A 17,041-nucleotide genomic window follows, 5' to 3' on the forward strand; every position below is an offset into this window, starting at 1 on the left:
TCGATGGGCCGGTGTGCCAGTTCCGCGGCCGTTGCATCGCTGAGCTTGATATTGTGTCAGTCCCGCACCGGTGATTCCGACCCACGATGGATGAAACGAGAGCCAGCAGCGTATAGAGTGGAATTGCGCAGAGGCACAGAGGTCGTCAATTCCCTGGTGCAGAACAAGCCCGTGTGTCAGTCGGACCCGGAACCCTAGAGCACCCCGTATTGTCGCCTAAAGTGTTGCACCAGACCTTAGAGCACGCTTATTAGAGTTTCTAACAACGGGGTTCCAAGCCAAGCGCAGAGGAGTGACGATGGAAGTTCTCTACTCGCATTGTGCTGGACTGGATGTGCATAAAGAGACGGTGGTGGCCTGCGTTCGCCATATGAGCCAAGGCAAGGTTAAGACCATAGTCCGCACTTTCAAGACGATCACGCAGGAGTTGATGGCGTTATCGGATTGGCTAGCCGGGAAAGGTGTTACGCATATCGCCATGGAGGCGACTGGGGTCTATTGGAAGCCGGTCTGGCACATACTGGCCGATGGCGAGTTTCAATTGACACTGGCCAATGCGGCACAGGTGAAAAATGTGCCCGGTCGCAAGACCGACGTCAACGATGCGATGTGGTTGGCCGATCTGATAGCGCACGGTCTGATCAAAGCCAGCTTTGTTCCCGATGAACCAACCCAACAAATGCGCGACCTGCTACGCACGCGTAAACAGATCGTACGGGAGCGAGCTGGTCACATCCAGCGTATCCAAAAGACGCTGGAAGACGCCAACATCAAGCTAGATAGCGTAGTGACAGACATTGTGGGGCTCAGCGGCCGACGCATTTTGGAAGCGCTCATCGCTGGTCAAACCGCACCACAAGCTTTGGCTGCGTTAGCTCACTGGCGCATTCACGCTTCGGCAGAGGAGTTGGAGGCGTCGCTACGCGGTCGGCTTACCCGGCATCACCGCTTTCTGCTCAAACTACATCTGGATCAGATCGATGCCTTGACGGCTAGCATTGCCAGCCTCGACGAGGAGGTGAACACTAACGTGGAACCCTTTCGCGCCGCCGTCGAACTGCTGAACTCTATTCCCGGCTTTAGTCCCCTCGCGGCTCAGGTGCTGGTCTCTGAGATCGGCATCGATATGACTCGCTTTGAGACCTCCGGTCACTTGATCTCGTGGGCAGGACTATGTCCCCGCAACGACCAAAGCGCTGGTAAACGCCGTTCTACGCGCTTGAAGAAAGGGGCACCATGGCTGAAAACGACTCTGGTGCAGTGCGCCTGGGCAGCCAGCCGCACCAAAGGAAGTTATTTCCAGGCCCAGTACCACCGTTTGCGAGCACGACGGGGTTCGAAAAAAGCCGTCTGTGCGGTAGCTGCTTCTTTACTCACTACCGCCTATCACATGCTCAAGAATGGCACCGTCTATCAGGACCTAGGTGCTGACCATTTCGATCCTCACAATAAACAAAGACACGCCTTGCGTTTACTCAAGCGGCTCGAAAATCTCGGCTTCGCTGTCCAGATTCAACCCATCCTCGCTTGATATACAAGACATGTTTCTTATTAGTTCTGCGAAGGCCTTTCGATATGGTCGATAATATAGACGTCCATCGACACCCTGCGCTTTTCGAGCTTCAACCCGAGCGCATCGAGAGAGCGGTTCAACGATTTACCTCCCTGCGGATCTGAAGCTGTCATATCGGAAGCATTTTTATGTATCGATGGCCCCGAGCTAGCAAACGGGCAGTCGATTGCAACCTGAAAATCCCCTTTCAGCCCAGTCTCATCGACCACATTGGTCCCATCCGCACTTCCCAGGCAGTGAACCAACAGTAACGCCAGTTCCGGCATGGCCATCTTGTTGCGCTCATAATGCCAGGACTGATTTTCCACATCAAACTTAGACGTCTGCGTTCCTCTGTTCCCCATGTCATTCGTGATACTTCCATCCTTATTCCTGACCGTCTGAGCCTCCCATTCGTCGCCCTTTTCCATCTCACTTCTTCCGGACTTCAAAGGTACGTCCGTATCGGACTTCGGCAGATCGGGAAGAGAAGGCTTCAGCTTTGCTCCATGTTTGCCAACAACCAATACATAGCTTTCCAATTCCTTCTTCTGAATATGAAACGCGAGCTTGAAGCGCTCTTCGAGGAGCGACTGCAGCATCTTCCGTTCATTCTTCTCGGTGGCGCCCTTGGGGAATCTTGCCTCAATGTCGTAGAGATCAGTGTCCATCCAGCCCGGGCCTGACACCTGGAACGATTCGATTCTATAGGCGTATCTGACAAGCGCCTTCAGCGTCATAGCCCGGTAGTAAGCACGCGCTTGGTAAACGTGAACTCCGGCATGCGCTGCATTGGAAAGATGGAGGCGATCTATGACGACCGGCTTGATCGTTGCTGCATCAAAAACTGGATTAGGGGAAGCTGTCTGCGCGCCTGCAGAGTTCACGACGCCAATGAGCATGCTGGAAAGAATGCATGCGCCACAGCAGATGCGCGGGAGGAGGCCACGGACGAATTTCAAAAGAATCTCCTTGCTTAGTGATTAGTGCGCAGACATGACTTCGTTCGAAGGAATTACGACAACGGGTTCAGCCTTCCGTAATCCCCGAAGGGGAAATCACTTCGGACCGAAACCATCAGCACGAAAACCGGCGGAGTGAGGCCGTCGATCTTCCGTCTTTTCAGGAAATACCGCTGCAGTTACAATATTCCCTGTTGCTCACCTTCGCATTTGTAACCAGTGATTCGCAGAACAAGAGACGAGATGATGTCTAGTCTTCCGAAGGCTTTTCAGCGTGATCGATAACATAGACATCCATTGGCGTCTTGCGTTTCTCGATCTTCAGTCCCAGCGCATCAAGAGAGCGGCTCAGCGATCCACCGCCCTGCGGGTCAGAGGGCACAGCATCATCGGCATCTCCGCTTCTGGTCGATCGAATCCCTATCAGTGGGCAATTCCATGCGACCTGAAAGCTCCCTTTGATTCCGGTCTGGTCGTAAACCTTGGAAACCCCCTTCCCGAAACAAGTGGACAACGAACTCGCAAATTCTTCCATTGTTATCTTGCTGCGCTCAAAATGGTTGGCCCAATTTTCCGTATCGAGTTTTATCGTCTGGGTTCCCCTTCTCCCCAAATCAATAGTGCTTGAGCCATCAGGGTTCCTGGTCAACTTCGGCTTCGTATCACCTCCCCGTTCAGACCTTTCTCCTTGTTTCGACGACGTGTCCGTCCCAGACTGCATCGAATCGGGAAGCGCCGGCTTCAATTTCGCTCCGTGTTTGCCAATCACCAGTGAATAAGTCTCCACATCTCTCTTCTCAATCCGGAAGGACAGCTTAAAACGATCTTTCAAGAGAGCCTGAAGCATCTTCTTTTCGTTATCCTTGGTGGCTCCCTTGGGAATCTGGCCTCAATATCGAATTGGTCTGTTTTTATCCATCCGGGGCCGGTGACCTGGTATGACGGAACATGGTAGGCGTATTCAATAAGGTTCGTTAACGTCATAGACCAGTAGGAAGAACGCGCTGGATAAACGTGAGCCCAGAAATGCTCTGGGTTGAAAAGATGGTCACCATCCCGAAGAACGGGCTTTATCGTTGCTACTTCAAAAGGAAGGTCAGAGGAAGTTGTCTGCGCGCTAGAGTAGGATCCCGTGCCAACCAGCATGATCAAGATAGCAGATGCGGTATAGCACACGCGGGAAAAGTAGTTACAAATACATTTCACGAAAAGCCTTTCTTGTGCATGAGCGCCTTCTGAAACGCGCAAAGCAATCTTCATGAGCACTTTGAACTTCATTGCTCCGTGCATCTCAATGCACACTTCACAGCGATACAGGCCCTCGAAGATTCAAAATTCATACATGCCAAACAAGACCATGTATTTATGAATTCACTCTACTCACAGTTTGAGATATTGTTACACCCACGAGCACAGTCAGTAGCAACATTACCGCACGCTGTATAACAATTTGCCTTTAGCATCTTGACTCGTCATTTGAAAGCAATAATTGTAGTTAGTTTCACATTTTTATATATCTACAACCATGACTGTCAAGACAAATTATATGATATATATGTCTGAGCCATTCATCTCTTTGAGAAGTTAGTAACAAGGTATCGAGATTTTCGATCTATATCTGACATTAGCGTCCGGTCTATTTAAGGAGAGAGCGGAGAATCGGCAATAATGATGCGGTCACAAGAAGATATTCCAGAGCCCACAATTTGAAGAACGAGGATTATCTAATTAGGGATATTTTCCGAGAGGGGATTAGCAAAGGGGAACGGATGAACCTAGGCAAGATTCGCTTGGCTTATCGAAAATGCCTGAATTCTTTCTGGGAAAAACCAGATCATTTCCGCCTCCTGATTCGGCACCTAAAAACACTGCAAGAGCGTTGGAGTTAAGATGTTCGTATTCTTGAAATGATGCGGATTTGATCTATGCGGAAATGGGTTTACATTTGTCTTGGTCTCGGTATGCTGCTTTCTCTGCAGGCAAAAGCGGAGGAATGCGCTTCCGTTCCCGGCACCGAACAACTCTGGTCAAGAACACAACTTCATTGGATCTTGGTCGGAGAACTCCATGGTTCAAATGAAACACCGGAAATCTTCTTCGATCTCGTGTGCGACGCCGTCACAAGAGGTAAGAAGGTAATCGTCGCTCTCGAGCGATCAACAGTCGAACAGGACTCACTGGAGGGAATTCTCTCTGCCGAAGATCTCCCAGAAGCAAAAAGAAAACTCTTGAATTTACACGATTGGCAATATGGCCTGGATGGCAGATCAAGTAAGGCCATGCTACACCTGTTACTTTCCTTGCGCACTCTTCGTCAAGAACATCCTAAACTTGCCATTGCGGCATTCGACGCGCCCTATACAGGAACAGCGCCAGGCGCACGGGATAAAGCGCTCGGACACGCACTCCTATCCATCGGGGGACAGAACCCCGATAGTCTAGTTCTGGTCCTGGTCGGGAACGCTCATGTCATGCTGGCGCCGCGATTCGGCTACAATCCCGCCGCTATGTATCTGCCAAAAGAGCAACGGTTGAGTCTAGAGGTCACTGACCTCGGAGGACAATCCTGGTCCGGGATTGGTGGCGCATGCGGTCCATTTGAAGGTGGGGTTGGGAATAAGGGAATCATCAAGCCTCGCGGCATTTTCCTTAACTCAACTCTCGCGCCTTTTGGAAAGGTAGATGGCATTCTCTCACTCGGTGTTCCCCTCACCGCCTCTGAACCTGCATCGGGAATCCCTTCCCCCTTGCCCTCCTGCCGAGTAAGCTTTTTGCAACAGCAGGAAGAGCAGTCTAGGAGGCAAAACTGACTGCAGCTCTATTGCAATTCTGATGGAGTCTAGTTAGCTAAGACTGAAGTTACAAATCTCAAGCAGTCCGATAGCTATCTACGTCATCGCCAGCTATTCCAGAATCCAGCACTTCGCGAATCTTAGAGATCAGGATCGATGGAGTAAACGGCTTTTCAATATATGCGGAGTCTGGCTCCATTGCTCCATGGCGAACCAGCACATCGTCGGTATAACCCGACATATATATGATCTTCAGATGTGGGTACATTGGGCGCAACTTGCGAACAAGTTCGATACCTGTCATTGCAGGCATAACAATATCAGTAAGAACCAGATGGATAGGTTCTTTTTTCCGCTCGGCAAGAGAAAGAGCTTCAACCCCATCAGAAGCCGCGATAACTCGATACCCACAATCCTGGAGAATTCTTGTAGTCAGCAGACGAATGCCAACTTGATCTTCAACAAGCAAGATGGTCTGATTGCCCGCAGCTACCTCCACCCTCTTTTCTACGACATGCTTCTCCAGCATGGGCACTTCTACCTGCGGGAAGCAGACCTTAAAGGTGGTTCCTCTTCCCGACTCACTGGATAACCAAATGCTTCCACCACTCTGCTGAATAATTCCCCAGACTGTCGAGAGCCCTAAACCGGTTCCCTTCCCGACGGCTTTTGTTGTAAAGAAAGGTTCGAAGATGTGACGTTGTATCTCCTCATTCATACCCTCCCCGGTATCGCTGATCGAAAGGACGATGTGAGGTCCCGAACCTGTCTTCATTCGCCAGCCACTGTCGTGATCACCCGGACTAATGCTTCCAGTGGCAATTGTCAGGTCTCCGCCTCTCGGCATGGCATCTCTGGCATTCACGAGGAGGTTAATGATTACCTGTTTTAGCAATCCAGGATCAGCCTTTATGAAACCGATTCCGCTATCCAGGATAATTCGAAAGTGGATGTCTTCGCCGATAAGGCGTTCCAGCATATCTTTGAGTTCTTCCACCACCTCATTCATATGGATAAACTTCGGCTGAAACACCTGTCTACGACTGAAGGCCAGCAACTGACGAGTAAGAGCCGCCGATTGATCGCAAGCACTGCGTATCGCGTGTAAGCTCTCGGCCAGTTCCCCTGAGCTATCCCTCCGGCTAAGTAGAAGATCGCAGTGGCAGTTGATCACGGTGAGCAGATTATTGAAATCGTGAGCCACACCGCCGGCCAAGCGACCAACGGTCTCCAGCTTCTGTGCTTGCAGTAACTGACCTTCCAGGAGCTTTCGCTCCGTAATGTCCTGAAGCTGTAGCAGCACGTGCAAGGGTCTTCCGGCTGCATCGCGTACTAACCCAATCACTACCTGAGCCCATACGAGATGACCGTCTTTATGTATGTGGCGACTCTCCGCACATATTCGCGGTAACTCACCCCGCAACAATTTTTCGGCTAAGTCCCGGATGGAAGGCAGATCGTCTTGCGCCATCAACATGGGGGAAAGAAAACCGATGCCTACAAGTTCATTGCGTGTGTATCCAAGCATCTCGCAGAAACTTGCATTTGCGGCTTCGATCTTCCACTCAGAATCGCTTAGCACCATCCCTACCCCCGCCTGCTCAAAAGCAATGCGGAAGTACTCCTCGCTTTCCTGAAGTGCTCTCTCTGCCCGTTCCCGCTGTTCTTCCTGGTGCAAGGCATCCAGGGCAAAAGAAATGTCATTGGTAACACCATCCAGGAGCGCGATCTCCTCAGCATCATCGAAGAAGTGCGGCTCGGCAGCATAAAGGGTGAGGACCGCCACGGTCTCTCCCTGTAGCTTTAGCGGAAACGCCGCGTTCGAACGATATCCCCGTTCAAGAGCAGCATCCTTCCACGGCCCCATATCGGGATCAGTACTAACATCACCAATAATGCAATGCTTTCCTTCGCGAGCTGCCGTGCCGGATGGACCTAGTCCTTCGGGCACAAGACCGAGAGTCGATGCATGGACGTTTGCCACATAGTCATAGTCTTCGCCAGCATGAGCCACGGGCCGGATAGAATGAGACTCTTCATCGACACTTCCCACCCAGGCAAGTGGCAGATGTCCAAACTTCACAATGATTTTGCAAATCTCTTGATATAGATCCTTGTCATTACGAACCCTGACAATCGCCTTGTCCACCTGAGTAATCACTGAATACAGGCGGTTGAGCTTCAGAATCCTATATTCAGCGCGCAGCCTTTCGATGAGCTCGCTTTGTAGAGATGCAGTCCTTTCCCGCACTCTTCTCCGTAATGTCCAGGTCCAGATAAAAGCCAGAAGCAGTAAAGCAATTACAGGCGCCGCACCAATGAGGACATAACTAATTACCGACCTCTCTCCCTGCCAGGGACCGAGCCACTTTTCCGCTATACGCTGCTGAACTCCGTTGTAGCGAAGAACTGCAAGACCTTCATTCAGTTGTTGAAGCAGTTCGTTTTGTCCGCGACGGACGGCAAAGCAGTACTTCAGTTGGACGCCAAGATTCGCAGCCTCCTCCACGTTTCGGATTTTCGCCTGATGCATCGCATATAGCCCAACAACTTTGGAGGAGATGACAGCATCGGCTCCTCCCTCCGAAAGGATCTTTAGAGCCATTTGCGGATCCAGGACCGGCGCAGGATAGATGCCGCGGGCGGCCAACAGCTCAAACGACACATCCCCCGTTTCAAGTAAGACTTTTTTGCCCGGCAGATCATGCTCTGAACGGATCCGACGATCCCCTTTACGAACAAAGATGGAATAGGTAATCCAGGAGTGTGGAATAGAGAAATCGGTTGTGGAGGATCGCCCCTTCGAGTAAAACATGCCCGAAAGAACATCCACAGAACCTTCATCGAATTTGCGACGAATCTCGCCCCAGGGACCAGCCACAATTTGGACCTTTAAGCCCATCTCTTGAGCCACAGCCTTTATCAGGTCAACATCGTAACCAGCTGGATTACCATTTTCATCTTTGAATTCGAAGGGTGGGTAGTTGCCGTCTGCGCCAACAATGATAGTTCGTTGTTCCGGTTGAGAGAGAGCTGAACCGGACATTATAAAGATAAAGAGGAGACACCCCAGCAAACGAGATAAACCATTCCTACTCAAGAAGAACGGTATGTTTCTGTTTTCAGGAAGCATCCTGCATTGATAACCAGAATGCTTATAACTCTTTAGACACCCCCATAAGGAGTCGGTATGCATATCGGTGATACTGCACTCTCGAAGCGGCGCTGAATATCGCCACATCTGCTGGTCCCTCACCATTTCGCACCCCTCCCATGTTGGGGGAGAGATAGCCAAGGGCCAATCTTATATCAGGTACGCTACTTCTGAGTCACTCGATAATTTGGGGATTTGAGTCTTGGTACCGCTGCTATTGTCCCGTTTTTGCCTGTTCTGTCGGCAGCAGGTAAAAAGGAGAAATCCTGATTCTGCGATGCATTAGCTATACATATGTATCAGCTTAAGATTCACAAACAGGCTTAAACTGATTTAGTTTCAGCGACTAAGCTTGCGAGAGACGAAACTAAATCTTCTCGTCCGGCAAGATCCAACTCGAACTTAATGGCCTTGAACAATAGCAACAACCCGCTTCATGCCTCCGGCCTGCACGTCAACCGCCTGAGCAAAGTCCTCAATACCTACCCGTTTAGTGATCAACTTCAGTAAAGCTTCTGGCCAACTGTTTTTGAAGAGCTGTAGGTCGGAGATCGCACATCGGAATTGATCGGCACCCGCATTCACAATTCCAATAACAGCCTGGTTTTCTCGAACCATTCGCGTAATCAGAGACTCAGGACGAAACGCATCAAGAGTATGTAGCGGGGGTGCTCCCGTAAATAGGTAGGTGCCGTTGGGTCCTAAACACTGCAGCACGTCGATAGAGACCTGTGCTGCGCCTAACGCTTCATACACAACGTCGATCCTGCCAACGCAATCCTTTAGCTCATCTACGGATGCTTCCCGCGAACAAATATAACTCGCACCGATAGATTCAATCAGCTGCGCTGCTGCACTCTCTCGATCTTCAAGAGAGTAGACATAGGTCCGATACCCTTCCCGCAAGAATTTCATCGCCCCAAGAATCCCTACAGGACCAGCACCGAGGACCACTGCAGAACGGCTCTTCTCATTTCTCCAGAAGAATCGCGATTGCGACGCGTTCAAAGTGGCAAAGGCTTTTTCAGCTATCGTAAGAGGTTCAACTAATACGCCTACCGACCTCAACTCCGAAGGAACCTTGTACAGATACTTCCGCCGCTCCACGACATACTCAGCCATGAATCCATCGAGTTCCTTGATACCGTGCTCACGATGCCTGCCGCTTACGCAATAGTCCTGATGGTGTTCATGACAGGGAAAGCAATTGGCATCATCACATGGCAATCGAACCGCGCTTACGACCAGATCTCCAGGAACAAGATCCTTAACAGCATCTCCGCAGCGTAAGACCTCCGCTAGCATCTCGTGCCCCAAAATGAAATAATCCTGCCCTTCCGGTGGAGTGCCATATTCGAAGTGACATAACTCGCGATCGGTCCCGCAAACGCCTACTTCCAAAATGCGTAGCTTCACCTGGTCCGGCATCATGAGCTCGGGCTCCAAGCAGTCGATAATCCGAACCAAACGTTCCCGCGGAAAAACGGCAACAGCTTTCATATCAGCGCCAAGATTCTCATTCAGAGCTTCGCAGTGTCAAGAATATACGGCATGCATTCCGCATTTCAGACAACAGCAGCACCCCATAAACATATGTTATTTCATCGCCTATTTAATTATTCGGAATATATTCCGCAAAATGTTGACAGAGAACAGAGCCTAATCCTAGACTTTTCTCGCTCGTAAATTGAGACTCTCATGTTCGATGTCGTGTGTCGCTTTTACGCAATCCGCCAAACACGCCATTCAAAACCTGCCCAGGAGGGAATGTGGATTTCACCGGAATATTGCCAGCGATTGTTACGCCATTCCATACCGATGGATCTTTTTACGAGGATGCATACGGAAGACACATCGCTGCTCTTTACGCCGCAGGCGTGCATGGTCTTTATGTCTTGGGACAGAGTGGCGAAGGAATGCAACAGCCACTACACCAACGCATGCAGGTACTTGAAGCTGCTGTTCGATTCTCTCCTCCCGCGAAGCAGGTAGTCGTCCATGTCGGCGCCAACTCGACCGCCGATGCCATTGAACTCGCACTGCATGCGCATAGAGCAGGAGCACACGCGATTTCAAGTCTGCCTCCCCTTGGGGCATACTCCTATAAGGAGATCCGTCGTTATTACGAAAAGCTGGCAGACTCAAGTCCATTGCCGCTTCTGCTTTACCATCACCCGGAATCTTGCCCCGAGCTCACTCCCGAGCGGGCGCTTGATCTCTGCTCCATTTCCAATGTGATCGGATTCAAATTCACCGATTACAATGTCTATCTCCTCTCGCTTATTCGCGACCGCGGCAAGCTGGTCTACAACGGACGGGATGAGCAGCTGGTAGCAGGACTGATTCTGGGAGCTACAGGTGGAATAGGAACCTTCTACAACCTGTTTCCAGCACTCTTCGTTTCTATCTTCGAGTTTGGGACTCAAGGTAAATGGGCTGAAGCAGCGGCTCTCCAGAGACTCATCAATCCAACGCTTGAGCTCATCTTTCGGTCTCCACTAGTACCTTCGACCAGATATCTTCTGGCAAAGTCAGGACTGAGCACTGGAGCCTGTGTTCCACCTAGAAGACCTCTTACTCCGGAAGAAGAACAGACGCTCGACGAAATTTATCTGAAGATGCCGGAGAAACTACGTGCCTATCTTCTAGATTTCAAAACTGTGTCACAAGAGAGTTCAAAGCTTTCCGCATGATGGGAGATTTTTGCCAATGGCAGACCAGGATGAAACTCACAAGTCCAGTCCTCAACCAACGCGGCGTGAGTTTTTGCAACTGGCTGCTGCAACTGCGGGTTCAACAACACTCCTGGCGTGCCTTCCAGCAATCGGAGAGAAGAATCATCCTTACTATGGCGCTCTTCACGAACTTCCCCCTGGGGAGATTCTTCCTCAAGGCTGGCTCCGATCCCTTCTGCAAAGGCAGGCAGATGGCTTAACGAAAGCCTTGCCAAGAGTTTCCTGGCCCTTTACCTGGCCCTACTGGAATGGAGAAACCAAGACAGAAGGCACTGAAAGTTTCGATGTTTGGGGACCATGGGAGCAGACCGCTTATTGGATCGATGGCGCAACTCGTCTGGCGATTACCTTGCAAGATGAGGATTTGCTCAAGACTGCAAGTGCCCCGATCTTCTACACACTGAACCACCCTCGCCAGGATGGCTATCTAGGTCCGGCAAACTTCTCCTCCCCTACAGGGAATGCCTACCGATGGCCGCACACAGTTTTTTTCAGAGGCGTTGCTGCATACGCAGATTTCAAACACGACTCAAGTTTCGCAGTAGCTCTTCGCAAGCATTACCTTGTGGACACAGCCGAATACGGAAAGAGAGTAAGGGATGTCACCAACATTGAAGCAATGCTGTGGAGTTACAGATACACCGGTGACATCCGTCTGCTAGAACTCGCAGAGAAGACGTGGCTCGATTATGAAAAATCGATTGCACCGAGTCTTGCCGGAGATGGAGATCTAAGCAGAGAAAGGATTCTTTCAGGGCTGCCAATCAAGGCGCACGGTGTGAGCTACGCAGAACAATCCAAACTGCCTACCCTGCTTTATCTCTATACAGGGAAACAGGATTATCTACAGCTTGGTCTTGCAGCACAGGAACGGGTCTTTGCTCATCACATGCTGGTCGATGGAATTCCTTCAACTTCCGAGTTCTACTCTGAGCGAACGGGAAGGGACGCACACGAAACCTGCGACATCGTTGATCATATGTGGACATGGGGCTACGAACTGATGGCATCGGGCGCGGGCATCTGGGGAGACCGTATTGAGCGCGCCTGCTTCAACGCAGCTTTAGGTACCATCAAGAATGACTGGAAAGCCTTACAGTACTTCTCAAGCCCTAATCAAATCCTGGCCACCAGATATTCGAATCATATAGGCAAGCGAGAAGAGGACCGTTTCAACTTCGCTCCGAACCCTGCAAAACACATCGCTTGCTGTGCTGGAAATGTTCATCGAATTTTGCCAAACTACGCGCTTCGCATGTGGATGAGACATGGAGAAGGAGGTCTTGCAGCAACGCTCTATGGGCCGTGTACGCTAAAAACACACATTGCAGGACAAGAGCTTGAAATCACAGAGCAAACGGAATATCCATTCGACGATCAGATTCACTTTACATTTCATGTAGATCGCCCAACACAGATCCCACTGCTGTTACGAATTCCGCAATGGTGCAAGAGACCAAAACTTGCGCTCAACGGAAAGGCTCTGCCAGTTCCAATGATAGAAAAAGGCTTTGTGCAGCTTCGGATGATGTTCCACTCCAACGACACACTCACACTGCACTTACCCATGGAGATCCAGAGTACATTCTGGCCCGATACCGGAGTGGCACTGGAAAGAGGACCTCTAGTCTATTCGTTGCCGATTGAAGCCACATGGACCTCGTCCGTAGAACCGCATTGGTCAACTCCAGATTATCCAATATGGTCGGCCATGCCGAAGGGTGAATGGAATTACACACTCTCTCCTGGCAAAGATCGCCTGGAGTCCGTCGTGCAAGTCGAACATACAGCGACTACAGATGATCCGTGGCTGAATCCTCCGATACGCCTTCGTATCCCGGCAAAGCGAGTACCGTCATGGAAAATGCTGACCTCGCAAGACGATCCCAAAGCTCAATTCACCCCACCTGTGCCCACGAATCCTGAAACAGATAAGCAGCCGGAGACCATTACACTCGTTCCGTATGGATCAACGGAGCTACGTGTAACGGTCTTCCCTCTGGATAAGATTCTTTAAAAATCGAATTTAAACCCGAACTGCATAACTCGGGGAGCTGAGGAATTGGCCAGAGAAGTGATCTTGCCAAATGCTCCGGTCCCCGGTGTACTTCCCGGCCCTCCGAAGTTCGGATGATTGAGAGCATTGAACAATTCCCACCGGAACTGAGCATGATACTTCTCTCCAATGGGGAAGCTCTTCCCTAATCCGGTGTCCCAGTTATAGAAGCCCGGCCCCGACAAGAAGTTCCTCGATGTATTTCCAAAACTTCCAGGTGCAGCACAAGTAAAGGCATTCGGGTTGAAGTAGCGATTCACCCAATGCTGATCGGAGCCCTGCTTTAGATCTAGAGGCTGCCCTGGGACCGAATCAGCCCTTTCATTTCCAATGCCGGTGTGGGACTGATCTCCGGTGCATCCCCCGGATAGAGTAAAGGGCGTTCCAGAATGTACGGAGACAATCGCACTAATCTGCCAGCCACCTATCAATTGGCGTACAAGCTGCCTGTTTTGCTGCAAAGTTGGCGCCTGCCAGATAAAGTAGGTATTCCAGTTGTGAGGGATGTTCAGACTGGAAATCCCCCGATTATTTCTCCACGAACCCGGTCCGGAGGCAGCCTCCGATCCTACAGGATTCGAAAAAGCCACGTCTGCCTGTGTAGCAGTATCGATGCCCTTTGACCAGCTATAGTTTGAGGTAAGTTGCAGACCTCGCGACAGACGTTTATTCAAGCTAAGCTGAAGGGCGTGGTACGAAGCCGTTGCCCAGGAAGCAACTTCCTGAATCGTGGAAAATTGCGGATAGATTCGCAGTGGATTCAGCGTGTTATTGACATAGGGATTCGCCTGCAACTGAATCGGCAAATGATATGTCTGGCTACCGACATAAGCAATTTGAAGAATTAGGTTCTGAGACAATTCCTGCTGGACCGAAACATTCCATGTCTGATCCTTACCGAGACTAAATCTACGAGCAAAAGTATTGGTAATGGAAACCGGGGTGAGGAACTGCACATTCTGTGAGGGGTTGTTCCCCCCGAAACAAAACGGCGGAAAAGGACTCGTATAGCCTGATGGCGCATAGCTTGCCCAGGGATCTGCCAGCCTGATCAATCCGCTCACATTTGGGTAGCCAAAATTGATAACACTACAGAAAGGCGCAGTCATACTGTTGTGCTGAAAATAGTTATTCTGAATGGGAGCATTGAAGATGCCGAAGGCAGCACGGATCGATGTACCATGCAACCATCCCGGCTGCCAGGCTAAGCCGATTCTAGGCGAGAACGATAGCCAGTCAGTTGCAATTCCACCGCTTTTGTTGACTCCGGAATCTCCAGGATAGACCAGTCCAGCAGGCGCATTCGGATAGCGGGTGCTTTGTTGTCCAGAACGGAAAGCGACGGCTCTATCTCCTCGAAAAGTAGCAGGAAGATACGGTTCCCACCTCAAACCGACATTCAATGTCAGATTCGGTTTAACGCGATAAGCCTCCTGAATATAGGGAGCAATATTCCAGCTTCTTGACTTATCGTCTACGCCGCCACCCTGCGTGAAGTTGTCGATATACCCCAACATGAAGTCGGAAATGCTCTGCCCCGTCGTCTGTCCATTGAATTGAATTACCGGAGAAGCATCGTAGTCGGTCGCATCCCACCAGTCATAACGGAGCACATCGGACCCAAGGATGACCATATGCTTTCCTTTGGTCCAATCCAGCGAATCGGTAAAGGAAAGAGCGTGGCGACGCTGCACGTTTGAGTTACCGCTGTAGATTGACCAACCGGTGATGCTGGCACTCTCGATATTCTGTACATATTCCGTCGGATAGTTGATTTTTGCACCATAGGTAGCCCACGAAACAGGCTTGCCATCGACAAGCTCAGCAGGAAAGCTGTCATCGATATGACGGCTCCATCCGACGATAAAAGTATTCAGCAGATTCGGCCGGATCGTCCACGTCCAATTTCCGGAGTAGCTAATGAAGGGTGTCGACCAGGAGCTGGTAGTTTCCAGCAAATTTCCATTACCGGTAAAAGGGGAAAGATTGAAGTGCTGATAAAACACTCTTCCCGTGATCCTCTGCTTATCGTTGATCGCATAGTCGCCACGAATTGTGTATTCGTCGGTGACATCGTGTCGAGAAAATCCTGGCAGAAGTATTTGCCCGTTTGTCGCAGTAGTCCTCGGATAGGTTGAGAGAACGCCCGTGGCTACAGAATCCAAAGCCAGGCCAGGAACACTGTTAATGTTATTGCCGGAAATTGGTTGTTTGATGAAAACGGTCGTGCCAGCTTGCGCACTGCCCGGAGGACATACAAAAGCGGTACCGCGACTGGGAACGAATATCTGACCGCGATCAAAGTCCAGATTCGAAGGTCCACCAGTGCCACATAGGTTCGTCGTCTTTCCTGTCAGCAAGTCACTGAAATCACCCGCACGCATTTTATTGTTCGGGACAAACGCCGAAGTCCCGCTGGTGCTGTTGGATTCCGGCGTCCGCTGATAATTTCCGAAGATAAACAACTTATTGTGGACTAGAGGCCCACCGAGTCCCCCGCCGAACTGGTTGCGGGTGAGCTTATCTGTTTGGTGGCTAAACCAATTGGAAGCATTAAAATCATGGCTTCTCAAGAATTCAAAAGCAGTCCCATGCCAACTATTTGTTCCGCCTTTCGACACAATACTCACCACAGCAGACGGAGCAAAACCATACTGAGCACTGAAGTTGTTGCTGATGACACGAAACTCTTCCGTTGCATCGGCATTCGGAAAGGGGTTTCCCAACAGATTGCCCGAATCCATATTCGGAGCTCCGTCTAGTAAGTAGAAAACACTGCCCTGCCGCCCACCATTGATGGAAGCACCTGTATCATTCGGATTCGACACATTGGTTTGATTCACAATAGGGCCGAGTGCTACCCCATTCACCGCTCCGGGAGTAAGCAGGACCAACCCCGCAGGATTGCGGCCATTCAGAGGCAGATTTACTACAGACGTCTGGTTTACGGTCTGCCCCAATTCGGGCGTGGCAGTCTCCAGCATTTCGGCATTCGCGCTCACATTCACTGTCTGCTGTGCGCTTCCAACCTGAAGAGTGACGTTCACCGTCGCTAGCTGATCGGACGTCAAAACGATTCCGGTTTGGCTAAAAGCTCCAAACCCTGCTTGGGAAACAGCAAGGGAATAGATTCCTACAGGAAGACGAGGCACCACATAAGTTCCGTTTTCCGCACTTGTTACGGAACGACGTAGGCCTGTTCCTGTATTTGTCGTAACAATCTGAGCACCGGCGATCGCTGCTCCCTGTGTATCGAAGACGGTCCCGGTAATTCCTGAATTGCCAGTTTGGGCAAAGGCAAAGACTGTTAATAAATTGAAGATTGCGAACGATATGCTGTAAAAGCGTATCCACACTTTGCAGATTTTCACTGGGGAAGTCCTCCATTGCTCATCGAGGGCTACAGCATCTTGGGTTTCGATGTGGACCGGGAATCGATGTTTATGGCCGTCCCTTCGAGGAATAATCGCACTGCACGGCTCTTTGAAGGACCATACGAAAACCTAAAATGCCCTATGCCGCTGCAACGGAATCGCCTTTCTATGAGGCAGATGCTGCCGCGGTTGGGAATCCACGTCGAGCAGACGGAATACTAGAAAACTCTCCAGCAGTGTGTCAACGATTATCGGAATATATTCCGCAAAATATGCAAGAAAGAAAAACTGAGAACTTATTTATCATGTTTTCTTTTATTTACGCACATCATGCGTGACATGGAAGATGGTGACTTCGCAATGTTCAGCAATAATTCGGAATGCATTCCGAATTAATTGACAACATCCCAACCTGA

8 protein-coding genes and 1 pseudogene are annotated in these 17,041 nt (G+C 50.4%); 4 read left to right on the top strand and 5 right to left on the bottom strand.

Features of this window, described 5'->3' with window-relative positions:
• Window positions 1-298 precede the first annotated feature (298 nt).
• Window positions 299-1,531 carry an IS110 family RNA-guided transposase gene (locus AC6I7T_RS08960; RefSeq protein ID WP_497793022.1) on the top strand — a complete coding sequence of 411 codons (1,233 nt, stop codon included), beginning with the start codon at window positions 299-301 and terminating at the stop codon, window positions 1,529-1,531.
• Window positions 1,532-1,551: 20 nt separating this feature from the next.
• Here the strand turns inward: AC6I7T_RS08960 and AC6I7T_RS08965 are convergent, their stop codons facing one another.
• Together AC6I7T_RS08965 and AC6I7T_RS08970 are read right to left on the bottom strand one after the other, a co-directional pair.
• Window positions 1,552-2,514, bottom strand: a complete 963-nt coding sequence (locus tag AC6I7T_RS08965) for a TIGR03435 family protein (protein WP_497793023.1) — start codon at window positions 2,512-2,514, stop codon at window positions 1,552-1,554.
• A gap of 250 nt (window positions 2,515-2,764) precedes the next feature.
• A pseudogene (locus tag AC6I7T_RS08970) lies at window positions 2,765-3,804 on the bottom strand (TIGR03435 family protein).
• A gap of 635 nt (window positions 3,805-4,439) precedes the next feature.
• Between AC6I7T_RS08970 and AC6I7T_RS08975 the strand changes: the two are divergent.
• Window positions 4,440-5,324, top strand: coding sequence for a hypothetical protein (locus AC6I7T_RS08975; protein WP_497793024.1), 885 nt, complete (start codon window positions 4,440-4,442; stop codon window positions 5,322-5,324).
• A gap of 58 nt (window positions 5,325-5,382) precedes the next feature.
• Here the strand turns inward: AC6I7T_RS08975 and AC6I7T_RS08980 are convergent, their stop codons facing one another.
• Together AC6I7T_RS08980 and AC6I7T_RS08985 are read right to left on the bottom strand one after the other, a co-directional pair.
• Window positions 5,383-8,352, bottom strand: a complete 2,970-nt coding sequence (locus tag AC6I7T_RS08980) for a transporter substrate-binding domain-containing protein (protein ID WP_497793025.1) — start codon at window positions 8,350-8,352, stop codon at window positions 5,383-5,385.
• A 510-nt stretch (window positions 8,353-8,862) separates the two neighbouring features.
• The gene (locus AC6I7T_RS08985) at window positions 8,863-9,891 is read right to left on the bottom strand and encodes an alcohol dehydrogenase catalytic domain-containing protein (protein WP_497793026.1); all 1,029 of its coding nucleotides are present in this window, start codon (window positions 9,889-9,891) and stop codon (window positions 8,863-8,865) included.
• 338 nt (window positions 9,892-10,229) lie between these two features.
• On the opposite strand from AC6I7T_RS08985, the gene AC6I7T_RS08990 reads away from it, so the two are divergent.
• The gene (locus AC6I7T_RS08990) at window positions 10,230-11,153 is read left to right on the top strand and encodes a dihydrodipicolinate synthase family protein (RefSeq protein ID WP_497793027.1); all 924 of its coding nucleotides are present in this window, start codon (window positions 10,230-10,232) and stop codon (window positions 11,151-11,153) included.
• A 16-nt stretch (window positions 11,154-11,169) separates the two neighbouring features.
• Window positions 11,170-13,212 (top strand): beta-L-arabinofuranosidase domain-containing protein, encoded by a 2,043-nt coding sequence (locus AC6I7T_RS08995; protein WP_497793028.1) that lies wholly within the window; start codon window positions 11,170-11,172, stop codon window positions 13,210-13,212.
• Here AC6I7T_RS08995 and AC6I7T_RS09000 read toward each other — a convergent pair.
• Complete coding sequence (locus tag AC6I7T_RS09000; RefSeq protein ID WP_497793029.1) at window positions 13,209-16,622, bottom strand: TonB-dependent receptor; 3,414 nt, start codon at window positions 16,620-16,622, stop codon at window positions 13,209-13,211. The genes AC6I7T_RS08995 and AC6I7T_RS09000 overlap by 4 nt on opposite strands.
• Window positions 16,623-17,041 lie beyond the last annotated feature (419 nt).

This window comes from Humiphilus diazotrophicus (genome assembly GCF_059726315.1).

What these genes read in the sequence shown, in the direction of transcription:
- AC6I7T_RS08980 (WP_497793025.1), bottom strand. Translation starts at nt 8,352, where the DNA reads ATGTCCGGTTCAGCTCTCTCTCAACCGGAACAACGAACTATCATTGTT.
- AC6I7T_RS08960 (WP_497793022.1), top strand. Translation starts at nt 299, where the DNA reads ATGGAAGTTCTCTACTCGCATTGTGCTGGACTGGATGTGCATAAAGAG.
- AC6I7T_RS08975 (WP_497793024.1), top strand. Translation starts at nt 4,440, where the DNA reads ATGCGGAAATGGGTTTACATTTGTCTTGGTCTCGGTATGCTGCTTTCT.
- AC6I7T_RS08995 (WP_497793028.1), top strand. Translation starts at nt 11,170, where the DNA reads ATGGCAGACCAGGATGAAACTCACAAGTCCAGTCCTCAACCAACGCGG.
- AC6I7T_RS08985 (WP_497793026.1), bottom strand. Translation starts at nt 9,891, where the DNA reads ATGATGCCGGACCAGGTGAAGCTACGCATTTTGGAAGTAGGCGTTTGC.